At 45.3% G+C, this 20,926-nt stretch carries 21 protein-coding genes; 8 read left to right on the top strand and 13 right to left on the bottom strand.

The features are described from left to right. Position 1 precedes the first annotated feature (1 nt). Positions 2-478, top strand: coding sequence for a hypothetical protein (locus R8O70_RS15990; protein WP_017633987.1), 477 nt, complete (start codon positions 2-4; stop codon positions 476-478). Position 479: 1 nt separating this feature from the next. Then, positions 480-1,571: a sulfate ABC transporter permease gene (locus R8O70_RS15985; RefSeq protein ID WP_167415170.1), complete on the top strand. Its 1,092-nt coding sequence runs from the start codon at positions 480-482 to the stop codon at positions 1,569-1,571. Between the two features lie 146 nt (positions 1,572-1,717). Here the strand turns inward: R8O70_RS15985 and R8O70_RS15980 are convergent, their stop codons facing one another. The 4 genes from R8O70_RS15980 to R8O70_RS15965 form a co-directional block, all read right to left on the bottom strand. Then, on the bottom strand, positions 1,718-2,029 hold the full coding sequence (locus R8O70_RS15980; RefSeq protein WP_005377799.1) for a hypothetical protein: 312 nt from the start codon (positions 2,027-2,029) through the stop codon (positions 1,718-1,720). Between the two features lie 202 nt (positions 2,030-2,231). Further along, a complete protein-coding gene (locus R8O70_RS15975) occupies positions 2,232-2,666 on the bottom strand; it encodes a DUF962 domain-containing protein (protein WP_005377800.1) in 435 nt (144 codons plus the stop codon). A 119-nt stretch (positions 2,667-2,785) separates the two neighbouring features. After that, positions 2,786-3,139: an MmcQ/YjbR family DNA-binding protein gene (locus tag R8O70_RS15970; protein ID WP_017633985.1), complete on the bottom strand. Its 354-nt coding sequence runs from the start codon at positions 3,137-3,139 to the stop codon at positions 2,786-2,788. Positions 3,140-3,162: 23 nt separating this feature from the next. Next, positions 3,163-3,645 carry a MarR family winged helix-turn-helix transcriptional regulator gene (locus tag R8O70_RS15965; protein WP_005377802.1) on the bottom strand — a complete coding sequence of 161 codons (483 nt, stop codon included), beginning with the start codon at positions 3,643-3,645 and terminating at the stop codon, positions 3,163-3,165. Between the two features lie 110 nt (positions 3,646-3,755). Here R8O70_RS15965 and R8O70_RS15960 point away from each other — a divergent pair, with 110 nt between their 5' ends. Continuing rightward, positions 3,756-4,643 carry a DMT family transporter gene (locus tag R8O70_RS15960; RefSeq protein WP_167415169.1) on the top strand — a complete coding sequence of 296 codons (888 nt, stop codon included), beginning with the start codon at positions 3,756-3,758 and terminating at the stop codon, positions 4,641-4,643. A 132-nt stretch (positions 4,644-4,775) separates the two neighbouring features. Here R8O70_RS15960 and R8O70_RS15955 read toward each other — a convergent pair whose 3' ends face one another. The 9 genes from R8O70_RS15955 to R8O70_RS15915 all read right to left on the bottom strand — a co-directional run bounded on the left by R8O70_RS15955 (position 4,776) and on the right by R8O70_RS15915 (position 15,522). Further along, positions 4,776-6,272: an EAL domain-containing protein gene (locus R8O70_RS15955; RefSeq protein WP_242013338.1), complete on the bottom strand. Its 1,497-nt coding sequence runs from the start codon at positions 6,270-6,272 to the stop codon at positions 4,776-4,778. Between the two features lie 345 nt (positions 6,273-6,617). After that, a complete protein-coding gene (gabT, locus tag R8O70_RS15950) occupies positions 6,618-7,889 on the bottom strand; it encodes a 4-aminobutyrate--2-oxoglutarate transaminase (RefSeq protein ID WP_318184255.1) in 1,272 nt (423 codons plus the stop codon). A 14-nt stretch (positions 7,890-7,903) separates the two neighbouring features. Then, positions 7,904-9,331 carry an NAD-dependent succinate-semialdehyde dehydrogenase gene (locus tag R8O70_RS15945; protein ID WP_213898260.1) on the bottom strand — a complete coding sequence of 476 codons (1,428 nt, stop codon included), beginning with the start codon at positions 9,329-9,331 and terminating at the stop codon, positions 7,904-7,906. 54 nt (positions 9,332-9,385) lie between these two features. Continuing rightward, a complete protein-coding gene (aguA, locus tag R8O70_RS15940) occupies positions 9,386-10,468 on the bottom strand; it encodes an agmatine deiminase (RefSeq protein ID WP_318184254.1) in 1,083 nt (360 codons plus the stop codon). 12 nt (positions 10,469-10,480) lie between these two features. After that, positions 10,481-11,347, bottom strand: a complete 867-nt coding sequence (aguB, locus tag R8O70_RS15935; RefSeq protein WP_258481172.1) for an N-carbamoylputrescine amidase — start codon at positions 11,345-11,347, stop codon at positions 10,481-10,483. A gap of 17 nt (positions 11,348-11,364) precedes the next feature. Beyond that, positions 11,365-12,642 (bottom strand): NAD(P)/FAD-dependent oxidoreductase, encoded by a 1,278-nt coding sequence (locus tag R8O70_RS15930; RefSeq protein ID WP_258481174.1) that lies wholly within the window; start codon positions 12,640-12,642, stop codon positions 11,365-11,367. Between the two features lie 37 nt (positions 12,643-12,679). Further along, positions 12,680-14,164 carry an aldehyde dehydrogenase gene (locus tag R8O70_RS15925; protein ID WP_167415167.1) on the bottom strand — a complete coding sequence of 495 codons (1,485 nt, stop codon included), beginning with the start codon at positions 14,162-14,164 and terminating at the stop codon, positions 12,680-12,682. A 35-nt stretch (positions 14,165-14,199) separates the two neighbouring features. Next, on the bottom strand, positions 14,200-14,757 hold the full coding sequence (puuR, locus tag R8O70_RS15920) for an HTH-type transcriptional regulator PuuR (RefSeq protein WP_005377813.1): 558 nt from the start codon (positions 14,755-14,757) through the stop codon (positions 14,200-14,202). 18 nt (positions 14,758-14,775) lie between these two features. Beyond that, positions 14,776-15,522, bottom strand: coding sequence for a gamma-glutamyl-gamma-aminobutyrate hydrolase family protein (locus R8O70_RS15915; RefSeq protein WP_005377814.1), 747 nt, complete (start codon positions 15,520-15,522; stop codon positions 14,776-14,778). Positions 15,523-15,862: 340 nt separating this feature from the next. Here R8O70_RS15915 and R8O70_RS15910 point away from each other — a divergent pair, with 340 nt between their 5' ends. From R8O70_RS15910 to R8O70_RS15890, 5 genes are all read left to right on the top strand, one after another. Beyond that, positions 15,863-17,206 (top strand): glutamine synthetase family protein, encoded by a 1,344-nt coding sequence (locus R8O70_RS15910; protein WP_017820915.1) that lies wholly within the window; start codon positions 15,863-15,865, stop codon positions 17,204-17,206. A gap of 18 nt (positions 17,207-17,224) precedes the next feature. Further along, positions 17,225-18,700, top strand: coding sequence for a Na+/H+ antiporter NhaC family protein (locus R8O70_RS15905; RefSeq protein WP_005377816.1), 1,476 nt, complete (start codon positions 17,225-17,227; stop codon positions 18,698-18,700). Between the two features lie 249 nt (positions 18,701-18,949). Then, complete coding sequence (locus R8O70_RS15900) at positions 18,950-19,633, top strand: DUF4336 domain-containing protein (protein ID WP_064368205.1); 684 nt, start codon at positions 18,950-18,952, stop codon at positions 19,631-19,633. Positions 19,634-20,049: 416 nt separating this feature from the next. After that, positions 20,050-20,517, top strand: a complete 468-nt coding sequence (locus R8O70_RS15895; RefSeq protein WP_005385757.1) for an Sbal_3080 family lipoprotein — start codon at positions 20,050-20,052, stop codon at positions 20,515-20,517. A 64-nt stretch (positions 20,518-20,581) separates the two neighbouring features. Beyond that, complete coding sequence (locus R8O70_RS15890; RefSeq protein ID WP_005377819.1) at positions 20,582-20,914, top strand: YnfA family protein; 333 nt, start codon at positions 20,582-20,584, stop codon at positions 20,912-20,914. The last annotated feature ends 12 nt before the right edge of the window (positions 20,915-20,926 follow it).

The raw sequence follows: 20,926 nt of genomic DNA, 5'->3' as shown, positions 1-20,926 counted from the left end.
TATGAGTAGAAATCATTCTCGCGTTGCTTTTCCTTTGCGTTACATAAAACGCTATCTGTTTATTCTGATTGCCCTTCTTTCATTAAATTGCCAAGCTCTCGCTGCGGAGAGCTACGCCGTTTTCTCATTTAATGACGAATTCTCTCCGCTCACTGTCAATAAAGCGCGAAAGTTGTACAGAGGGAAGACGCAACTTTTACAAGGCCAGCGAATTGAACTCTCTGACTGGCCTGCGACATCAACAGAAAGAGCTGAGTTCTATCGTTATCTTCTCAACAAAAATTTAGCGCAAATGAACGCGCATTGGGCAAGCTTGTCTTTTTCAGGTAAAGCTAGACCGCCAAAAGTGATTGCACGCTCCAGCATTGATGACCTCATAGCATGGATGCAAGAGAAGCCGAATAGAATTGGTTATGCCCCAACATCGAGCGTCCCTAGTAATGCTCATGTTTTATGTGTGGTTAGCTCGGAGAATTGATATGAAAAAATATTTAACCATGTTATCGCTGAGTATCGCGACCTTTCCGAGCTCAGCCACGATTGAAATAACAGAACAACTTTCTTTAAGTGGTTTTGGCTCTACGTCGTGGGCAAAATCCGATAATCCAACTACGGTACTAGTTAACCGCTTTATTGGCGATGAATCTTGTTTCGATTGCGATACCACTTTCGGCATGCAGCTCGATTATTTTCACAAGGCATTTCGGGCATCCGCACAAGTCGTAAAGCGCCCGCAAGACCATTGGAGCTCGCCTCAGCTCGAGTGGGCGTATTTGGCTTATACCTATAAAAACATAGAAATACGAGGAGGACGCTTAAGACTGCCACTGTTTTTGATGTCTGAGTACAACTATGTCGGCCACGCTTTTACCCAAGCCCGCCCACCGAATGAGGTATATGACAGCATTCTAGGTATCACGGCTTATAACGGCCTATCTGCACGCTGGATTCATGACCTTAATGAGCAAACCGTACTTACCGCCATGCCGTTTGTCGGGTTTAAAGACAATAGTGACGTAACCATCAATGAACGTACTGAATTGGAAATTGAGTCAAACAATACTGCAGGGATGAACTTAACGCTAAGCGGAGAGAGTTATCGTTGGTATTTTTCCTACCTCCACGGCGATTATGATCAAACAACGACGCTCTCTAACATTGAGCAATCCACTCCCGGTGGCGGAACCACAATCATTGACCGTCTAGTTGAAACAGAAAAAAACAACACGATCGATCTGTTTTCTCTAGGGTTAAGATACGAGCTCGATAACATTGTGATTATGGCAGAAGGACAGACCAGCAATCTTTCCTCATCTTGGTACGCGACAACAAGTTATAATGTAAACAAGCTGACTCCTTATATTGTTTACGGTCAGCAGTTTAATAGTCGGGATAAAAAAAGTGGAGACAGTTTCTTACTCGGGTTGAGATACGACCTAGATTACAACGTTTCCCTGAACGCAGAATGGCAAAGGTTCAACGCCTACAATAATAGCTCTGGCGCGTTTTCATCAGCCCCAAAGGATGACAGTGCGAGCCTTTATACGCTAATGCTCAACTTCGTTTTTTAATGTTTCTTACAGTACCAATTTCCACAACACTGGGGGCTGTTGTATTAAGAAGGTTTTTTGCAACACGTAACTAAACGCTAAACGACTGGAAGGGATAGAATCGATCAGATAGGTAAGTGGCAATCCAAACAGAGACAAAGGTTACTCTATTTCGGTTTGTTTTGATTGCCTTTTAACCGCTTTTCTTTGCGTCGCAGTGCCCGGAAAAACTTTGACTCTTCGTGGTACCAACCAAGGACACTAATTGGGAAGCCCACGAGCATCATAATAAAAACATCCGCAGGGAGTTGTTCCCAAATGTCGCTTAAAGAATGCAGCTCTCCAAAAATGAACAAACCGATGACTTTACCAAGCAGTAATGCACAACAAATCATAAAGAAGGACTTTAATATATAGTGCCATTTGCCTTTTTTACGCTCTTCTCTCCAATAGGCATATTTATATTGTCGGTCGTACATTCATCCCCCTAAAGTAAACTTGCCGTAAGTTTAAGTATCTCGATAGCGTAAAGTGCGTTGGCACCTCTTTAATCATAGTGCGTATCTAAAGTGAATGCTTATCGTGGCAATAAGAAGGAGAGGTATTCTGTAGTAAGAGCTACATAATCTCTGAACGTTATATGTCTTGTGTCATTCGGATGATGTCTGATTTTGCTTATCGCTAGTGTTTTCTGAACACCCAAATCGGGCCGATGAGTAGAAACTGTAAATCCTCAAAAAACGACGGTTTTTTACCTTCAATCTTGTGACCGATAAATTGCAATATCCACAATACGCCAAACAAGAGCATAGAAATATGCAGAACGGGCAACATCAATACCTCTAGAGACCAAATAAGGCCAATGCACGCTAATGTGTAGCCGATCATCATCATGAATACGCTCAGAGACAAACGAAAATAGAAAACCCAAGTGGGGATCACTGCTACCCAAACCCAATTAAGTTCGAAGCCTAATAATGAAATCTGGGGAATCGACCAAATAAGTCCAACCACAGAAAGGTAAATACCTGGAACTGCGATTGTGTGAATCTTTTGGTTGATAGGGTTTTGGTGACTCTCCCCGTATTCTTTTAGCCATTCAGATAATGCTCGCATATCATTCCCCTTTTCCACCTTCTTATTCTTATATAGCCCGAGGATGATAAAGGTGCGAATTTTTCCGTAAAGGCTACGAGCAACGAGCGACAAAACAACAGAGGCCAGTGCGTTGCCGATTACTCACCAAGCAACGCTCGTTGTGCTTTCGGCAGCTTGGCAACGACAAGAGCATAAGAGCGTTCACACAAGTCTTGAATCAACCCATCCTCGACATCACCGTTAAAATAAACCGTTATCCAATGACGCTTATTTAAGTGATAACCCGGGATAATATCCGTAAACTGCGACGTTAAGACTTCTCCATCTTCTGGTTTTACTTTTACGCTGACATACTCCCGACCGTTTCTCTCTGCAATGATGGCAAACATCTTGCCTTTGATTTTGTATACAAGCGCTTCAGGCCCAAATGGGAAATCGCTTTCTGCACACATGAAGGTACTTAAGTATTGTTCTAGTTCTTTGCTTTTCATATCCCCTGCCTCCTTCTGCGTTCTCATTCAAATTGTGGCAATAGCAATTTTAACGCCTGGTTAACCTGCTCTTTTTCATTGCCTTCTAAACCATGCAATAACGATTGCTGAACGTCTACATGCTCCAAAATTAGCTTGTCAATTAAGGTTAAGCCTTGCCCTGTTAGTTCAACGGTGACGCTACGTCGGTCTTCTTTACTATGGGTTCTGGTGATAAACCCTTTCTTCTCTAGTTTATCTAAGCGATTAGTCATCGCACCCGAAGTGAGCATCATCGACTCTATTAACGCTGAGGGAGTAAGACAATATGGTGAACCAGCTCGACGCAGTGTCGCTAACACATCAAATTCACCCATTTTCAGATCGTACTTCTTATGTAGCTCGGCGACCCTAGATTCCATGTGTTTTGCAATTCGCATTAGTCGACCCATTATTGCCATCGGTTCAGTGTCGAGGTCTGGCTTCTCCCTAGCCCACTGCTCTACCACTCTATCAATTGCATCCATTATTTCTCTCCAAACATCATATATTTTTTATTTTAACATAAAGATACTTTACAAAAAGCCACCTTGCCGATATCGTTACATTTAATTATCTCTACATAAAGATATTTAACATGAACATTTTACTTGCGATGATTCCTGCCTTTTTTTGGGGGACGACTTACGCTGTTACTCAGTTTACTCTACCGAACTGGCCTCCCGTTTTACTTGGCGCTCTAAGGGCACTGCCTGCGGGTCTTTTGTTGCTGGCAATAAAGCCCTCGTTTCCGAAAAGAAGTGAGTGGAAGGTGCTGCTTGTTTTAGGAACCATCAACATCGCTTGCTTCTTTGGTCTCATTTTTGTCATGGCGTTGACGCTTCCTTCTGCCATCTCTGGTGTTGGTATGGTTTCGGTCCCCGTTTTTGCGATGCTGTTTGGTTGGGCGGTCTACAAACGTCAGCCTAGTGGCATTCAAGCTATAAGCGGCGCAACTTTGATTGCTTTAGCTTGGTTCTTATTTGATCCTAGCTCTATTTCTCTCGAACCCGTGGGCTTACTTGCGATGATCTCCGCCATTATGTGCATCGTGATAGGAAGTAGCGTAACAAAGTCACTAGGTACAAAAATGCACTGGTGGACAGTGTTAACATGGCAGCTCATTTTGGGTGGCGTGATTATGTCTATCGCAACAAGTGTGCTGGCGATAAACAATCCAGAGCCATATGTTACGGTCGTTCAGGACGTATCCATGACGAATATTCTAGGGTTACTGTGGGTAATTATTCTGAACACCGCATTAGGGTATGGCATGTATGTATGGTTATTACAGCGGATGTCGGTCGTAGATTTTACCTTTGGTGGTATTGCAAACCCAGTCGCAGGCATTGTTTCGGGCCTACTGCTATTGGGGGAAACGTTCACTCCTCTGCAATACAGCTTAATGCTAGGAATGATCGTAATGTCATTACTACCTCAGCTCATTACGTCAATCAAAACGAAAAGAGCCGCACTCTCCTCCTAAGTAACGTTAATTCCTAACACTCTAGAAGTAATGAGAGTGTTAGGAATCCTCAAGTGTAACCCCATCAGCAGAAATCAGCGCTAACCTAGGCAACTGACACCTTTAAAACGGTACGTTTTGACATTATGGCTGTTAAGCGCTTGCAAGGTTAGTCAGGGGCTCTGGTTTAGCGTAAACATAACCTTGAATAAGGTAAATCGCATGCTGAGCCAGATATTCGACTTGAGCCTGGCTCTCTACACCTTCTGCAATCATCTCACATTCCGCTTTGTTCGCTGCAGACACAATTGAGTCCAGCACTTTCAACTTTTGATCGTCAGATCCTATTGGATCAATGAACATCTTATCCACTTTTACACACCGGATGCCCAAATCTTGTAGGTAAGAAAAGCCACCATATCCGGTACCAAAATCGTCAATTTTGAACTTGTAGCCTTTATTCGTTAAATACAAAATCTCTTTTTTCGCGGCCTCAGTGTCTTTTACTGGTATTCTCTCGGTCAACTCAAAATGAATTCTATTCGAGATTGGCCAATTTAACTCCGACAGCAACTTCGTTAATACGCCTGACTCTAAATGGGAGGAAACAATATTGATGCTGACCCACGTATGCTCGGGCAAGTCACTTAAGTCTTGTATGATTTTACGAATAAGCTGATTGGTCATCGGGATAATCAGGCCACTTTCTTCTGCAGCACCAATAAACATATTTGGTGGCACCATTCCATCACGTCGCGACCATCGAATCAGAGCTTCATATCCTACTGTCTTACCATCGCGACTATCGACAATCGCCTGGTAGTAAGGAATAAATTCTGTATTACTAATCCCATTTTCAATTAGACCTGTAATGGATTTTCTCAAGCTTTTACCAGATATGTATGCAAAGGCAGTCACAAGACCAGCAAGCACACTTACAAGACCGCCCCACAAAAGTACTCTTTCCTGAGCATAATTTTTAAGTTTTTCACCGCTGTATATCTTGATGAGCATGTTGGCTTGAGACTCTCCTGAAAAGAAGAACTCTTTTGACAGTGCGTTTTCTTCTCCTGCAATATTCGCTTTGCCACGGCTTATCGTTAAATCACCAAATATTGGTTCATCATACTTAAACTCTACAAATAGGCAGTCTTTGCAAGGCGTTTTTATTACCTCGTTAACCCAACTGTTATCAAGTACCCAGAAGACTTCAACGTGTTCATTATCATAAATGACCATCCACTCTATTTGGTCATTCTGTTGCGGCAAAATGAGTGATGCGAAAAAGTTCTCATCCATCTGAAATCGTTCACTACTAGATGGGCGAGACACTTCACTACCAACCGTGGAACACGTTTTTCCGCCTTCTGTGGTCATCGCAATAAAACGAATGTAACGGTTATAAAAACGTGGGTCGCGTAAAGTTCTTACATCACTATCACTACAAGTAAAATCTAACTGAGCAATCTGCTTCACTATTGCTCTGTCCAAATAGGCAGACCTTTGATTTAAATATTCTACGTAAGCATCTATTTTCGACGCTTTTACCGAGTTGACGTAAAAGTTGGTTATCGAATGAAAGGCCACTACAAATATGGCGATGGGAACTAAGCCGAGTAAAATGGCATACCTTGTATTCTTTGTTATCAAAGTTCGTCCTGCTAATCTGACAAGCAACCTAAGTGGGATATGAATACTATCTCATTTTTATAGTCCAAAAAGTGAGGAATGACGCTCAATAAAATTATAGACTCAAGTGGCTTTCAGATGTCGGGATTTAGAATGCGAGCACCAAACCACATTCGAGGAGAACAAAGTAGCGACTAAGTGGAAAGTAAGAACGAGCCCAATTGTTAAGTCATCCGTAATAAAAGTGACGACTTGGAGCTTGAGCAATACTTTTTAGATAGGCAGCAGATACGCTAAAAAATAAAAAGGAAACGATTGATGCCAACCGCTTCCTTGATTTGTTATTGCTATTTAAAAGCGCGTGAATTACGCCACTTCAAGAATCACTTTTTCCAATTTATCTAAGCCTTCGTTCAGTACGTCAGATTCGATGGTCAGTGGAGGTAACAGACGAATCACGTTCGCTTTTACTCCACAAGAAAGCAGAATAAGGCCGTTTTCTTGCGCTTTAGAAATCACCGCTTTGGTCATCTCTTGCAGTGGTTTGCCTGATTCTGGGTCAGTAAACTCAATCGCCATCATTGCACCCGTGGTACGGATTTCACCAATAGCAGGCACAGATTGTTGCAGTTTGGTCATACGTGCATTGACCACTTCACCAATGCCCATCGCTTTAGCACACAAATCTTCTTCTTCGATAATTTTCAGCACTTCAAGACCAGCAACACAACCAAGTGGAGAGCCCGCATAAGTGCCACCTAAACCACCGGGTAGTGCAGAGTCCATCACATCCGCTTTCCCAACTACCGCTGAGATTGGGAAACCACCAGCAATGCCTTTCGCCATTGTCATTAGGTCTGGTTCAATGCCTAGGTACTCTGTTGCAAACATTTTACCGGTACGAGCAAAACCCGTTTGGATTTCATCGGCAATCAACATGATACCGTGCTTATCACACAGCTGACGTAAGCCTTGTGCAAACGCTTCAGGTGCTTTGTAGAAGCCGCCCTCACCTTGCACTGGCTCGAAGATGATCGCCGCAACGCGCGAAGGTTCAATATCGCAAGCAAATAGATCGTCGATCGCTTGTAAGCTTTGCGCCACACTGATGCCGTGGAACGCATTTGGGTATGGCGCGTGGTAGATTTCATTTGGGAAAGGACCAAAGCCTGCTTTGTACGGCGCAACTTTACCGGTTAACCCCATCGTCATATTTGTGCGACCGTGAAAGCCGCCTTTAAACGCTATCACGCCGCTACGGCCTGTATGAGCGCGTGCCACTTTTACGGCATTTTCGACCGCCTCGGCGCCAGTGGTTAGAAAGATCGCTTTCTTCTTAGTCTCACCTGGTGCAAGTTCTGTCAGCTTTTCAGCCAGCTCTACGAATGACGCGTATGGCGTAACCATCGCACACGTGTGCGAGAAGTTGTCCAACTGAGCTTTTACCGCTTCACTGATACGTTTGTGAGAATGCCCGGTGTTAGTTACCGCGATGCCCGCTGCAAAGTCGATGTATTTGTTGCCTTCGATATCCCATACGTAAGCGTTTTCAGCTTTCTCGACGTAAAGCGGGTACAGTGCGCCCATGCCTTGAGCGATAACTTGGCTTCTTCTTTCGTGTAGTTGTTGGTTTGTCATTGTTTTGTCCTTAATTAGTTGCCGCCAAAGCAGAGATATTTCACGTCCATGTATTCATCGATACCTTGTTTTGCACCTTCACGTCCGATACCGGACTGCTTAACACCACCGAAAGGAGCCACTTCAGTAGAGATCATACCTTCGTTAATGCCGACCATGCCGTATTCGAGCGCTTCTGCGATTTTCCAAACACGGTGAATGTTTTGGCTGTAGAAGTACGACGCAAGGCCGTAGATGGTGTCGTTCGCCATTTCGATCAGCTGTTCGTCGCTGTCAAAACGAATCACTGGCGCGACAGGGCCAAAGATTTCCTCAGAGACAATCTTCATGTCGTGAGTAACGTCTTTGAGAACCACTGGCTGCATAAATAGACCATCGAGCTTTTTAAGTTCTGAAACCGGCTTCGCACCTTGCTCGATAGCACCATCGATCAACGCTTGAATGCCTTGCTTCGCTGACTCGCTGATCACTGGACCAATGTTGACCCCCTCTTCCAATCCGTTACCAACTTTGAGCTGCTGAACCGCAGCGTCGAACTTAGCAACAAACTCGTCATACACTTTGCTATGTACGTAGAAACGATTCGCACACACACACGTTTGACCTGCGTTACGGAATTTCGACGCCATCGCACCCGCCACGGCTGCATCAATGTCGGCATCATCAAATACGATAAACGGCGCGTTGCCACCGAGCTCCATTGAGGTACGTTTAATGTCCGCCGCGCTTTGCTGCATCAGCACACTACCAACTTGGGTAGAGCCAGTGAAAGACAACTTGCGAATCAACGGATGCGAAGTGAAAATAGCGCCTACCTGACGTGAATTTTCACCGAGAACCACTTGCAGCACATCGCGTGGGATACCCGCTTGATAGGCAAGCTCTGCGACCGCAAACGCAGACAGCGGCGTAGATTCAGATGGCTTCACCACAAAGCTACAGCCTGCCGCTAAAGCTGGCCCTGCTTTGCGCGTGATCATCGCAATTGGGAAGTTCCAAGGCGTAATCGCACAGGCAACACCAATTGGCTGTTTGATAGTAACCAAACGCTTGTCTGCACTTGGCGCAGGAATCGTCTCACCGTAGGTACGTTTCGCTTCTTCAGCAAACCATTCGATAAAGCTTGCACCGTAAAGCACTTCACCTTGAGCTTCCGCTAGCGGCTTACCTTGCTCTAACGTCATCAAACGGCCAAGGTCGGCTTTGTTTTCTAGCAGGAGTTGGAACCAACGATTGAGCATGCCAGCACGCGTTTTTGCTGGCAGTGCCGCCCATTCTTTCTGCGCCACACTGGCACGTTCAATGCCATTTAAAATGTCGTTTTCGGTTGAGACTGGTGCGTACCCGAGGAGTTCTCCGGTCGCCGGATTAGTCACTGCAATGCCCTGTTGTGGATTCGCTACCATAAACGAAACAAGGCTTTGGTTTTGTATCTGTTGCATGGTCATTCCTTTTGACAACTCATCATCGCCGCTAAGCCAGCGGCGAGTTTATGTTTAAGCAGGGATCTGCTGCGTAATACAGTGAATGTTCCCTCCGCCGAGTAGAACCTCTCTCGACGGTATCGCGATGATTTGGTATTCCGGCATCGCGTTTTGCAAAATATCGATCGCCATAGCGTCGGTCTCTTCGTCCAGCATCGGCAAGAACACATGCTCGTTGACGATAAGAAAGTTCGCATAAGAGGCACTTAGGCGTTCGCCAGCTTGTCGACTCATTCCTGAACTGGCGTCAATGCCATTGGCTTCGCGCTCGCTGTAATGCAACGGACCCGGTAATGGCAAACGGACAATTTCAATCTCGCGCCCTCTCGCATCGTGCTGAGATTTCAGTACTTGTTCCGCTTGACGAGATAACGCGTATTGCGGATCGCTTGGGTCATCGGTCCAACTTAGTACCACTTTACCCGGTGCGATAACGTGCATCAGGTTGTCGATATGGCCGTCTGTTTCGTCATTGAATAAACCATTTGGCAACCAAATGACTTTTTCGATACCGAGGTAGGCCTTTAACTGCTCTTCGATTTGCGCTTTGCTCAACTGCGGATTACGTCCTGGGCTGAGTAAGCACTCTTCTGTGGTGTAAAGCGTGCCTTCACCATCGGTGTGAATCGCCCCACCTTCAAGTACAAACGGTGCGCGGTAATAATCAATACCGATGATGTCGCACACCGAGCCAGCTACAAGGTCGTCCTGCTGCCAGTTATCGTAAAGCCCGTTGTATTCGCCGCCCCACGCGTTAAATTGCCAACTAATCCCACGGCGCTCGCCCGCTTGGTTAACAAGCACGGTCGGCCCGATGTCTCGCATCCACGCATCGTTAAATGGGATTTCCACCAAACGTACGTCTGAGTGGAGCATTTGACGCGCTCGATCAAAGTTGTGCGTGCATACCGCCACGCACACATTGGTCACATCCGCGATTAAGTTCGCGATTCTGGCAAAGGTTTCTTGCGCGGGTAATGCGTCATCACGCCAGTTGTCTTTCCTTTCTGGCCACGCTAGCCAAACTTCACTAACCGGCTGAAACTCAGCCGGAAAATAGAAGCCATCTTGCGCTGGTGTTGTCGATAACTTCATTTTAATGCCTCTTTAAACGGCTAGTTTGCCAACGCTGGTGTAAAGGTCTGGACGACGGTCGCGGAACAAGCCCCATGCGTGACGCGCTTTCGCTGTCGTAGCGAGGTCGATTTCTGCGTAAATGATGGTTTCACCTTCACGTGGTGCTTCGGCAATTTTTGCACCAGTGTGGTCAGTGATAAAAGAAGAGCCATAGAACGTCGTCTCGATACCATCATCGACTTCAGTGCCCACTCGGTTTGACGCAATCACTGGAACGAGGTTTGCTGCCGAGTGACCTTGCATTGTACGTTGCCAGTGGTCACGTGAATCCAGTGTCGGATCTTGAGGCTCAGAACCGATTGCAGTTGGGTAAAAAATCGCTTCCGCGCCGTGCAGAGCCAAGCTGCGCGCAAGCTCTGGGAACCATTGGTCCCAACAAATGCCAGCACCGAACTTACCGAACTTGGTTTGCCACACTTTGAAACCGGTATCGCCAGGGCTAAAATAGTACTTTTCGCTGTAGCCCGGGCCATCAGGAATGTGTGACTTGCGGTAGTTATCTAGTACCGTACCATCGGCATCAATCATCACTAGCGAGTTAAAAAACGTGTTGCCCGCTTTTTCAAAGTAGCTAACAGGAATAACCACGCCGAGTTCTTTCGCCAGTGCGCTCATTTCCTGAATAAGGTGGCTATTTGCCGTCTCTTCTGCAAGCTCGAAATACTTCGCTTCTTGTTTTTTGCAGAAGTAAGGCGCGGCGAACAGCTCTTGAGGAAGAATCACGTTCGCACCGTTTTGTGCTGCTTCACGAATCGCCTTTTTGGCTTTAGCTAGATTTTCTTCCAGATCCCAGCTTTTCGTCAGTTGAAGGGCTGCAAATTTCACTACTTTGCTCATTGGATATTCCTTATCTCTTAAATCGCCAGTTTGTCACGTAGGTTGTAGTAAGCCGCGCCCATTGCCGTAAACGGAATTTGGAAGTGGCGGCCCCCCGGGAAGGAGTAATGTTTCAGAGCCGCAAACGCGTCAAAGCGTTCTGCGTGTCCGGTCAAGGTTTCAGCCAGCAACTTACCTGCGAGGTGAGTACACGTTACACCGTGACCGCTGTAGCCTTGTAGGTAGTAAATGTTGTCTGCAAACGAGCCAAATTGCGGCATGCGTGAGTAAGTCAGCAAGAAGTTACCCGTCCAGGTGTAATCAATCTTGATGCCTTTCAATTGTGGGAAGACTTTCTCCATCTTCGGACGAATCAGTGCTTCAATGTTTTCTGGGTCACGTGCGCCGTAAACCACGCCACCTCCGAATAACAAACGCTTGTCGGCAGTTAAGCGGAAGTAGTCAAGCAAGTAGTTACAGTCCTCAACGCAGTAGTCATTGGTCAGCACTTGTTTTAGCTGCTCATCACTCAAAGGCTGAGTCGCCACCACTTGTGTGCCGCACGGGATCGCTTTGTTGCTTATGTTTGGTGCCAAACCACCAAGGTAGGCGTTACCTGCCAGTACCACGTACTTGCTCTTCACGCTGCCTTGCGCTGTTTTCACTACTGGGTTAATCCCTTTATCAATCGAAACGACTGCCGACTGCTCAAAGATTTGACCACCCAGAGAAATAAACGCAGCGGCTTCACCTAACGCGAGTTTAAGCGGGTGAATGTGACCACCGCGCATATCCAACAAGCCACCAGTGTACACTTTGGTCCCTACCGCTTGTTCTACTTCTCCTGCGTCAAGCAGAGTCAGTTGGTCGTTGCCGTAACGCTCCCAGTTCTTCTTATGCTCTTCTAGCCCTTTGAGTTGTTTACTATTCAGTGCCGTGAACAAACCACCTTGCTTGTAATCACAGTTGATGTCGTATTTGTCGATCAGACCACGGATGATATCGCCGCCTTCAAAAATCATATCGCACAGAGCTTTGGCTTGGTTTTGGTCGTAACGGCTTTCAATCACGTCAACATCTCGGCTGTAGCTATTAACGATTTGGCCGCCGTTACGACCAGTTGCCCCAAAGCCCACTTTTGCGCTTTCTAGCACAACGACTTTAAAACCTTTTTCCGCTAGGTGCAGTGCAGAAGAAAGACCAGAGAATCCCGCACCGACTACACACACATCGCACTCGATGTTGTCTTGCAATTGTGGGTATTCCGGCATGTTTGGCACAGAGTGCGCGTAGAACGAATCCGTATGCTTGTTCATAGAACTATTCCTTTATTTATCGTAATCGTCAGCAGGCTTAAGGATGGAGGCGAATCCAAGTGGTTTTGGTTTCGGTGAATTTTTCAATCGCGTGGAGAGACTTGTCTCGACCATTTCCGCTCATTTTGAATCCGCCAAATGGGACCGTCATATCACCTTCGTTGTAGTTGTTGACCCAAACCGAGCCGGCTTGCAGTCGTTTTGCTACGCGATGAACGCGGTTGATATTGCTACTCCAAAGTGCCGCGCCTAAGCCGTACTTCGAATCGTTAGCGATCTCGATTGCTTGCGCTTCGTCTTTGAATGGAATGACACACAGCACCGGACCAAAAATTTCCTCTTGGGCGACACGCATCTTGTTGTCGACGTTGTCTAAAATGGTTGGGGAAACAAATGCGCCCTGCCCATCGACATCGCCGCCACAACGTACGTTTGCACCTTCTGATTCACCTAACGAGATGTATTCCAATACTTTTGATTTATGATCTTGGTCGATGAGCGCACCCATTGATGAACTTGGGTCCATTGGGTCTTTTGGCGTGAACGCTTTCGACGCTTGAATAACTTTTTCTATGAACTGATCTTTGATGCTTTCGTGAACAAGCAAGCGGGTTGCCGCGACGCACACCTCACCTTGGTTGTAGAAACACCCTGCAGCGGTTTCTGCTGCTGCGCGGTCTAAATCATCACAATCTTCAAACACGATGTTCGCGTTCTTGCCGCCCGCTTCTGCAAACACGCGCTTTAGATTGCTCTCACCCGAGCTGACCATCAGTTGACCTGCAATGCGCGTTGAGCCAGTGAAGGCGATGCAGTCTACATCTTGGTGTTTCGCCAGCGCGTCGCCAGCTTCATGACCAAAACCCGTCACGACTTGGAAAACGCCTGTTGGCAAGCCCGCTTGAGATGCAAGCTGGCCTAAGAAGATAGCGGTCAGTGATGACTTCTCTGAAGGTTTTAAGATCACGCTGTTACCAGCTGCTAAAGCAGGGCCAAGCTTCCAACACGCGAGCCAAAGTGGGAAGTTCCACGGCACAACCGCGACAACCACACCAATCGGTTGATGAGAAATAAAAGCGTGTACATCTTTTTCGGTTGGGGCAACTTCGCCGTATACTTTGTCGATTGCTTCTGCGTACCAGCGTAATGCACTCGCCGCACCAGGAATATCGGTAGAGAAGCTATGAGAGATAGGCTTACCGGTATCAAGCGTTTCTAGCAGAGCCAATTCTTCTTGGTGTTGATCAATCAAGTCAGCAAACTGTTTAAGCACTGCTTTGCGATGAGCTGGGCTGCTCTCGCTCCACTGACCGGACTGAAATGCTTGGCGAGCGTATGAAACTGCGAGATCAACATCTTCATTTTGGCAACGGGCGATTTCGGTGAATATCTCGTCTGTTGCTGGGTTAACTACCGGGATGGTTTGCCCTGTTAAAGCGGCACTGTATTCACCGTTAATGTACGCCCTGTTTTCGATGTTTAGATTGTTTTTTAGTTCAATCCATTGCTCTTGGGTTTTCATACGCTCTCCTTGTGATCACACAAGGCAAGCCCCCACTAAAATGTGGTTGGCGTATGCGCACTTATCATTCGACAAGCCTTGTCTGTGTGATTTGTAAATCGATGGGGCTTCGTCGTATCAATAATGTACGACTCGCCCGCTGTTATGACATGAGATTGCCCTTTATATTCCAGAGTGATTTCACCCTCTAATACGGTGCCAATCTCTTCGCCTTCGTGTTTGATTTCTGCCGCACCAGTGGTTCCATAAGGTGCGTATTCCTCGATCAAGAATCCGATGACTTGATCTTTGTCGCCATTCGTTACTAGTTTCATGGACACCGTCTCGCTCCCGATTTCCACAAGATCTGACGGCTTGATGACTACTTTCACTTCATCGTTCGAAGGTTGTTCAAAAGTGAAAAACTCTGATAACGATAAAGAAAATACATTAACGATTTTTTGTAGTGAGCTGACCGACGGGCTCACTTTGCCATTTTCAATGGATGAGATTGCACTGTGGGTAATACCAGCGCGCTCGGCTAGTTCCCTTTGTGACAATCCATGTTTTTTTCGTAACTGAACAATATTTTTACCAATCTCTTGATTGTCCATTCATACAGCTCCAAACGTTTAACGAGAGGTAGCCATCATAAATTCATTGAACAAAATTTGAGAGAAATGATTGGTTTTTGCTTCCCATTCTGGGTGCCACTGCACGCCAACGAAAAATTTTTGATTAGGAAGACTAAATGCTTCTACCAAGCCATCCGGGGCTTTAGCTTCTACTTGTAATAGAGGAGCAAGCTGATCGACGCCTTGGTTGTGTAGTGTGTTCACTTCAAAGAAGGTGGTATTTTCCCAATGATTTTGCACCAGCCATTGTTCAAATAAGCTCTGCTTTTGAACTAGCACAGCGTGTGCTGGCGCGTATTTTTGTTCGAAATCTTCAACAGGCGCTTCACGATGGTCATTGAAGCCGGAGTCATGAACGGCTGGGTTTAACGAGCCACCAAGTGCGACATTCATCTCTTGAAAGCCGCGGCAAATACCAAGGCACGGAATGTTTTGGTCAACCGCATGACGAATTAACGTGAATGAGAGCTCATCACGAGCTTCATCTTTGTAGCTCTCTTCGTGCGTTGCATTGTATCGATGTGGCGCAACGTTAGAGTGGCTGCCAGGAAAAAGAAAACCATCACATATGTCTAGGATGGTGGTTACGTCATCGCCCGACATGTCGGGAGCCAACATAATCGGTAGTCCTCCAAAATCCTTTATGGCGCGAAGGTAAAAGTCGTTGACCGCTTGTATCTGATAGCCACCCAACTCTTTAGCGCAGCTAACCACACCAATGATGGGTTTGTGTGTATCTGCCATGATATGTCCGTGTTCAATTTATTTAACACAAACCCTACAAACCATGTACAAAATTATCAACACAGATGACCATTATTATCGTCACAACGTGATCTAAAGCACTTTTTAGGCTTCAAAACTGAATATTTATGCTCATTATATTGAACAAAACAAAATCAACTGTTACAAAATAGTTAACAGAAAGACATAAAAACCAGCCGTTAAACATCAAAAACACAGTGTAAGTACATGTTTAAATTAAAAATAACCTAAAAAACAAACAACTCGCTCAGAGTGCTGTAATTTATTTGTTAATTTGGTTATTTCTAATTTCTACTCGTCAGGCTATTTGGAGAAGAAAATGGAATCGTATCTACAGGAAGTACAAAATTTTAAACAAAAATGGCCCGATATTGAATTTATCGATCTCATCTTTACCGATATAAATGCCACCCCAAGAGGAAAACGCATCCCGATAGATGCTCTAGAAAAACTGAATAAAGGTGTTGCCCTCCCCCTTTCGACCATCACCCTAGATACCAAAGGTAACGTCGTTGAAACGGCCGGGTTGGGAGAAGATCTCGGAGAGCCAGATAATCTCTGCTATCCAATCAGCGGCACCTTAATGCCGACGGCAAAAGAACAAGTTGGTCAGCTACTGCTTAGTATGATGGATGAAACCGGGCAGCACCCTAACCCACTGTTCATCCGAAACATTCTCGCTTCTATATTGCAAACACTGCATGCTAAAGACCAATATCCTTGTGTCGCGCTCGAGCTGGAGTTCTATTTAATAGACAAAACCCGCGGCGAAAATGGCGAACCATTAACGGCAATTAACCCCACGAAAAAAACTCGAGAAAAAGATACCGAGGTTTACGACCTTGATGGACTAGATGACTACGCTGATTTCTTGGCCGACCTTAATCGAATTGCATTAGAACAAGGTTTAAACACTTCCGGAGCCCTATCTGAATCGGCACCAGGGCAGTTCGAAATCAACTTCAACCATTCTAAAGATGTACTTCGAGCATGTGATGAAATCATCATCGCAAAACGCTTGATTCGCCAAGTCGCTCATCAGCACGGATTTGACGCCACATTTATGGCGAAACCTTTTAGTGAGCAAGCGGGTAATGGCATGCACATTCACCTCAGCTTGGTTGATACAGATGGTAACAACCACTTTAGCCAGCCAGACGGTCAAGCGAGCGCTTTCTTCTATCAAACCATGGCAGCGATGCTGTCACAAACATCCGATGCCATGGCCCTAATCTGTCCTAACGTTAACTCTTACCGTCGCTTTGTTCCTGGCGCTTACGTCCCAACCAAAGCCGATTGGGGAGAAAACCACCGCGGTGTTGCGTTGCGTGTGCCTATCAGCGATAGCAAAAATCGCCGTATAGAGCATCGTATAGCAGGCGCTGACGTTAACCCATACATTCTCGCTGCAGTAGTACTTTCCGCAGTATTAGCGAGTGAAAGCTACACCAAAGATCAATGTCCACCGACTCTCAGTGATGATGCAATTGAGTTACCTCTGCGTATGTCAGAAGCTCTAGAGCGACTGGAGCACAGTGAGCTGGCTCAATACATCTCAAGAGACTTTATCGATTTGTATCTAGCTTGCAAACAGAGTGAACTCGCAGAATTTGAGCGAGCGATTACTCCATTGGAAATCGACTGGATGTTGCACTCGGCATAAACAAAGGAAATGAACTTTATGACTACGCAGACCAAGGCGCTGGATGCGCCTCTTAAAATCAACTCTCAACACATTATTGTTTCTTTAATCTCGGTTGCGACGTTTGTCTTTTTTACCACAATCGGTTTGAACCATGAGGAAGGCGAAGCCTACGGATGGATGAGTCTTTTACCAACGGCGTTGGTATTGGTCTTTGCGCTGACAACACACCGAACTGTGGAAGCCCTCTTTAGCGGCGCTATTGCCGGTGTTCTTCTGCTTAACCCAACTGAAGCGGTGGAACAGATTGTTGATATTTCCATGAGTGTAATGATGGATGAAACTATTGCTTGGATCATCCTCGTTTGTGGTTTGATGGGCGGCCTAATTGCTATTTTGGAGAAAGGCGGCAGTATCTTAAGCTTCTCCGACATGCTGGTCACGAAAGTAAAAAGCCGTAAGCAATCGATGCTGATGACCTTTGCTTTAGGTATTCTGATCTTTATCGACGATTATTTGAATGCGATTGCAATTTCTTCCTCAATGAAAAAAGTTACGGACGGCTACCAAATCTCGCGTGAAAAGCTCTCATATCTTGTGGATTCAACCGCCGCGCCTATCTGTATCCTCGTACCGATTTCCACTTGGGCAATTTTCTTCAGTTCGTTGCTAGAAGCAAACGGAGTAGCAGAAGCGGGAGATGGTATCAAAGCATACATTGAAGCTATTCCATACATGGCTTACGGCTGGGTAACGCTGGTGATTGTTTTGCTGGTTGCAATGGAAAAGATCCCAGATCTAGGTGCGATGAAAAAGGCAGAAAAGCGTGCGAAGAATGGTCAAGTTCGTCCAGACGGTGCAACAGATGTCGACTTTGGTCCCGATGTATCTGCACATACCAACCCAACCATGGGCCTTGTCAACTTCTTGTTACCAATGATCGTACTTGTTGCCGCAAGTTGGTATTTTGGTATCGATCTACTTGCTGGTGTTTTCGTCGCGTTAATCTTTACTATTAGCTTTTACGGCGCACAAAAACTGATCTCGATGAACGACATGTTCGAAGCTGTTTATGATGGCATTAAAGTTATGCTACTGCCGCTTGCGACCGTTATTGGTGGTTTCATGTTGAAATCGGTCAACGACTCATTGGGCGTCACGCAGTATGTCATTGAGACCGTCAGCCCTTACCTGTCAGCGTCTTACTTCCCTGCGATTATCTTTATGATTACGGGCGCGTTGGTATTTGCAACGGCATCGTCTTGGGGAACGTTTGCAGTAGCGATGCCAATTGTTCTACCTTTGGGCGAACAGCTTGGTGTGCCTCTACACTTAACCGTTGCAGCGCTGCTTTCAGCATCAGCGGCAGGGAGCCACTCTTGTTTCTTTAGTGACTCAACCGTGTTATCTGCACAAGGTTCGGGCTGTACAGCAATGCAACACGCAACCACACAGTTTCCTTATGCGTTGATTGGTATTGTTGCAACCGCGATTTTCTTCTTCATCATCGGTTAGCCCCTTTATCTAATTGCAAAACCCTGCTCAAAAATAGCGGGGTTTTGTTCTATCAAGTCAAATGATCCTCTTAAAACTACTTTACGCCCGTTCAGTATAAAAATACTCAAAGATATACAGCTGCACTCAATAAGGGTTTGGTAAACCTAATATTTTTGGTTTACGCTTAGCGAAGCGTTTATTGTGCAACAAGGCAGCTTTTGAGTAACTTAAATGCCGCCTTAATACAGTGTTAACGGTTGGAGAGACATGAAAAAGTTAGCCCATGAGATATGGATATTTGACGGAGATCCCGTCCAATTCTTAGGACTCCCATACACCACTCGTATGACTATTGTTAGGCTTTCTGATGGTGGCCTTTGGATTCATAGTCCAATTAAGTTATCAAATTCGATTAGAGAGCAAATCAACAATCTAGGCCAAGTGAAATACTTAATCGCTCCTAATCATTTACACCACTTGTTCTTATCTGAATGGGTATCTGCCTATCCTAGCGCAGAAGTTTATGGCACAGATGAAGTCATTAAGAAGTGCCGTGATATACACTTTCACGCTTCACTTAACCAAGGCGGTAATGCTTGGAACTCTGAGATTGAACAAGAACTATTTTCTGGCTCTCCATTAATGGAAGAGTGTGTGTTTTATCATCGACTTTCAAAGACCTTAATTGTTACTGACCTCGTCGAGAATTTTTCTGGCCAGAACTTTAACTACTGGCAGCGGTTTGTGGCTAAAGGGGCCGGTATTCTTGCTCCGAATGGAAAAATGCCTTTGGATTGGCGCCTAAGTTTTATGTTTAGCAAACAAGAGGCTCGAAAACACTTAAATAAATTGCTGTCTTGGAAACCTAATATATTGGTTATGGCTCACGGCGAAATCGTCCTTGATAATGCAGACGAGTTCTTACAGCGCTCTTTTAAGTGGCTAGTATGAGACAACATTGAAAACTCACACAACAGAATAGACAAGAAGCTATTTTAAAACATTAGGCCCTTTTAGCTTAGTCTTAGGGGGCAATTTACAGAACTACACGTTATGTTTAACGATAAGCTCCCCTATTCCTCTTAATTGAGCATTATGCAGCAATTTAAAATTCCGTTAGAATTGCACTTCAAAAACTTCAATGCGAAGAATTCTGAACATTGATACGGACATAAGTTCAAGAGTTAACATAACGCTATAGCAATCTCTTACTAATTATTTTGCTTCGAGACATTGGCATACTCCCGAAACAAACCCTTCGACTCTAAAGGTTTTGTTAATAACTGTTGCCATGCTTGTTAGTTATTCTCGTTGAACTCAGTATCTTGAAGTTGTTTGAATATATAAATTTAAAAAAGAGACATAAGATGCACAAAAAACTCATCATTCTAAGCTTGCCTATTCTATTAGCCGCATGTGCGGCACCAAAGTATACGGTAGAAACAATCTCGAAAGAAAATCAGAGCAAGGAAATCACCATCGTAAAAGACAACGCCACGCGAGATGTTTTCTTAGATTCGATGCAAGACTGGTGTTTGGATACCGCCCATAAATGCACAGTCGTAAGCGACGGCACGCCTCCTGTTAGCTCTGAGCTAACACTTACTTACGTATCACGCTGGAGCTGGGATTTTAGAACATTTATCGCTGATGCTCAGATCAAAGCCTACAAAAATAACGAAAAAGTAGGACAAGTTGAATTTAAAGCACCAAACAGCGCGAATCCAGATAAATGGGGTAAAGACAACAAACGAATCATTTCGATGATGGATTTGTTATTCGGTAAACAAACCGTGAGTGAGGCTCAATCCAAGATTAAGCTGGGCGAAATGTAATGAGTCGAACAATTGCCCATTTAACAAGCATCATATATTTGTAGAGAAAGATAGGAATGTTTAAGTGACTGAAGTCAAAACCATTGGGCTTTTCTTTATAACCGCCATTGCAGAAATATTAGGCTGCTACTTACCTTATCTCTGGTTAAAGGAAGATAAGTCAGTTTGGCTTTTGGTACCGGCAGCGCTATGCCTTGCTATGTTTGCTTGGCTTCTATCTTTACATCCTACCGCTACTGGCAGAGTTTATGCTGCTTACGGTGGTGTCTATATTTTTGTCGCAATTCTATGGTTGTGGTGTATCGACGGCGTTCGACCAACGCTCTGGGACATAGTGGGGGTTTCTGTCGCTATGCTTGGCATGTCAATCATCATGTTTTCACCCAGAGCATCCTAAACGTAACCGAGG

The organism is Vibrio sp. 779(2023), from assembly GCF_033344285.1.
Classification (GTDB): domain Bacteria; phylum Pseudomonadota; class Gammaproteobacteria; order Enterobacterales; family Vibrionaceae; genus Vibrio; species Vibrio alginolyticus.
Note: the sequence above shows the minus strand (reverse complement) of the source record. Positions and strands in the feature narration are given on the sequence as shown.

What these genes read in the sequence shown, in the direction of transcription:
- R8O70_RS15905 (WP_005377816.1), top strand. Translation starts at nt 17,225, where the DNA reads ATGACTACGCAGACCAAGGCGCTGGATGCGCCTCTTAAAATCAACTCT.
- R8O70_RS15930 (WP_258481174.1), bottom strand. Translation starts at nt 12,642, where the DNA reads ATGAACAAGCATACGGATTCGTTCTACGCGCACTCTGTGCCAAACATG.
- R8O70_RS15910 (WP_017820915.1), top strand. Translation starts at nt 15,863, where the DNA reads ATGGAATCGTATCTACAGGAAGTACAAAATTTTAAACAAAAATGGCCC.
- R8O70_RS15975 (WP_005377800.1), bottom strand. Translation starts at nt 2,666, where the DNA reads ATGCGAGCATTATCTGAATGGCTAAAAGAATACGGGGAGAGTCACCAA.
- R8O70_RS15925 (WP_167415167.1), bottom strand. Translation starts at nt 14,164, where the DNA reads ATGAAAACCCAAGAGCAATGGATTGAACTAAAAAACAATCTAAACATC.
- R8O70_RS15990 (WP_017633987.1), top strand. Translation starts at nt 2, where the DNA reads ATGAGTAGAAATCATTCTCGCGTTGCTTTTCCTTTGCGTTACATAAAA.
- R8O70_RS15945 (WP_213898260.1), bottom strand. Translation starts at nt 9,331, where the DNA reads ATGCAACAGATACAAAACCAAAGCCTTGTTTCGTTTATGGTAGCGAAT.
- R8O70_RS15960 (WP_167415169.1), top strand. Translation starts at nt 3,756, where the DNA reads ATGAACATTTTACTTGCGATGATTCCTGCCTTTTTTTGGGGGACGACT.
- gabT (WP_318184255.1), bottom strand. Translation starts at nt 7,889, where the DNA reads ATGACAAACCAACAACTACACGAAAGAAGAAGCCAAGTTATCGCTCAA.
- R8O70_RS15915 (WP_005377814.1), bottom strand. Translation starts at nt 15,522, where the DNA reads ATGGCAGATACACACAAACCCATCATTGGTGTGGTTAGCTGCGCTAAA.
- R8O70_RS15895 (WP_005385757.1), top strand. Translation starts at nt 20,050, where the DNA reads ATGCACAAAAAACTCATCATTCTAAGCTTGCCTATTCTATTAGCCGCA.
- aguA (WP_318184254.1), bottom strand. Translation starts at nt 10,468, where the DNA reads ATGAAGTTATCGACAACACCAGCGCAAGATGGCTTCTATTTTCCGGCT.
- R8O70_RS15985 (WP_167415170.1), top strand. Translation starts at nt 480, where the DNA reads ATGAAAAAATATTTAACCATGTTATCGCTGAGTATCGCGACCTTTCCG.
- R8O70_RS15900 (WP_064368205.1), top strand. Translation starts at nt 18,950, where the DNA reads ATGAAAAAGTTAGCCCATGAGATATGGATATTTGACGGAGATCCCGTC.
- R8O70_RS15970 (WP_017633985.1), bottom strand. Translation starts at nt 3,139, where the DNA reads ATGAAAAGCAAAGAACTAGAACAATACTTAAGTACCTTCATGTGTGCA.
- aguB (WP_258481172.1), bottom strand. Translation starts at nt 11,347, where the DNA reads ATGAGCAAAGTAGTGAAATTTGCAGCCCTTCAACTGACGAAAAGCTGG.
- R8O70_RS15965 (WP_005377802.1), bottom strand. Translation starts at nt 3,645, where the DNA reads ATGGATGCAATTGATAGAGTGGTAGAGCAGTGGGCTAGGGAGAAGCCA.
- puuR (WP_005377813.1), bottom strand. Translation starts at nt 14,757, where the DNA reads ATGGACAATCAAGAGATTGGTAAAAATATTGTTCAGTTACGAAAAAAA.
- R8O70_RS15980 (WP_005377799.1), bottom strand. Translation starts at nt 2,029, where the DNA reads ATGTACGACCGACAATATAAATATGCCTATTGGAGAGAAGAGCGTAAA.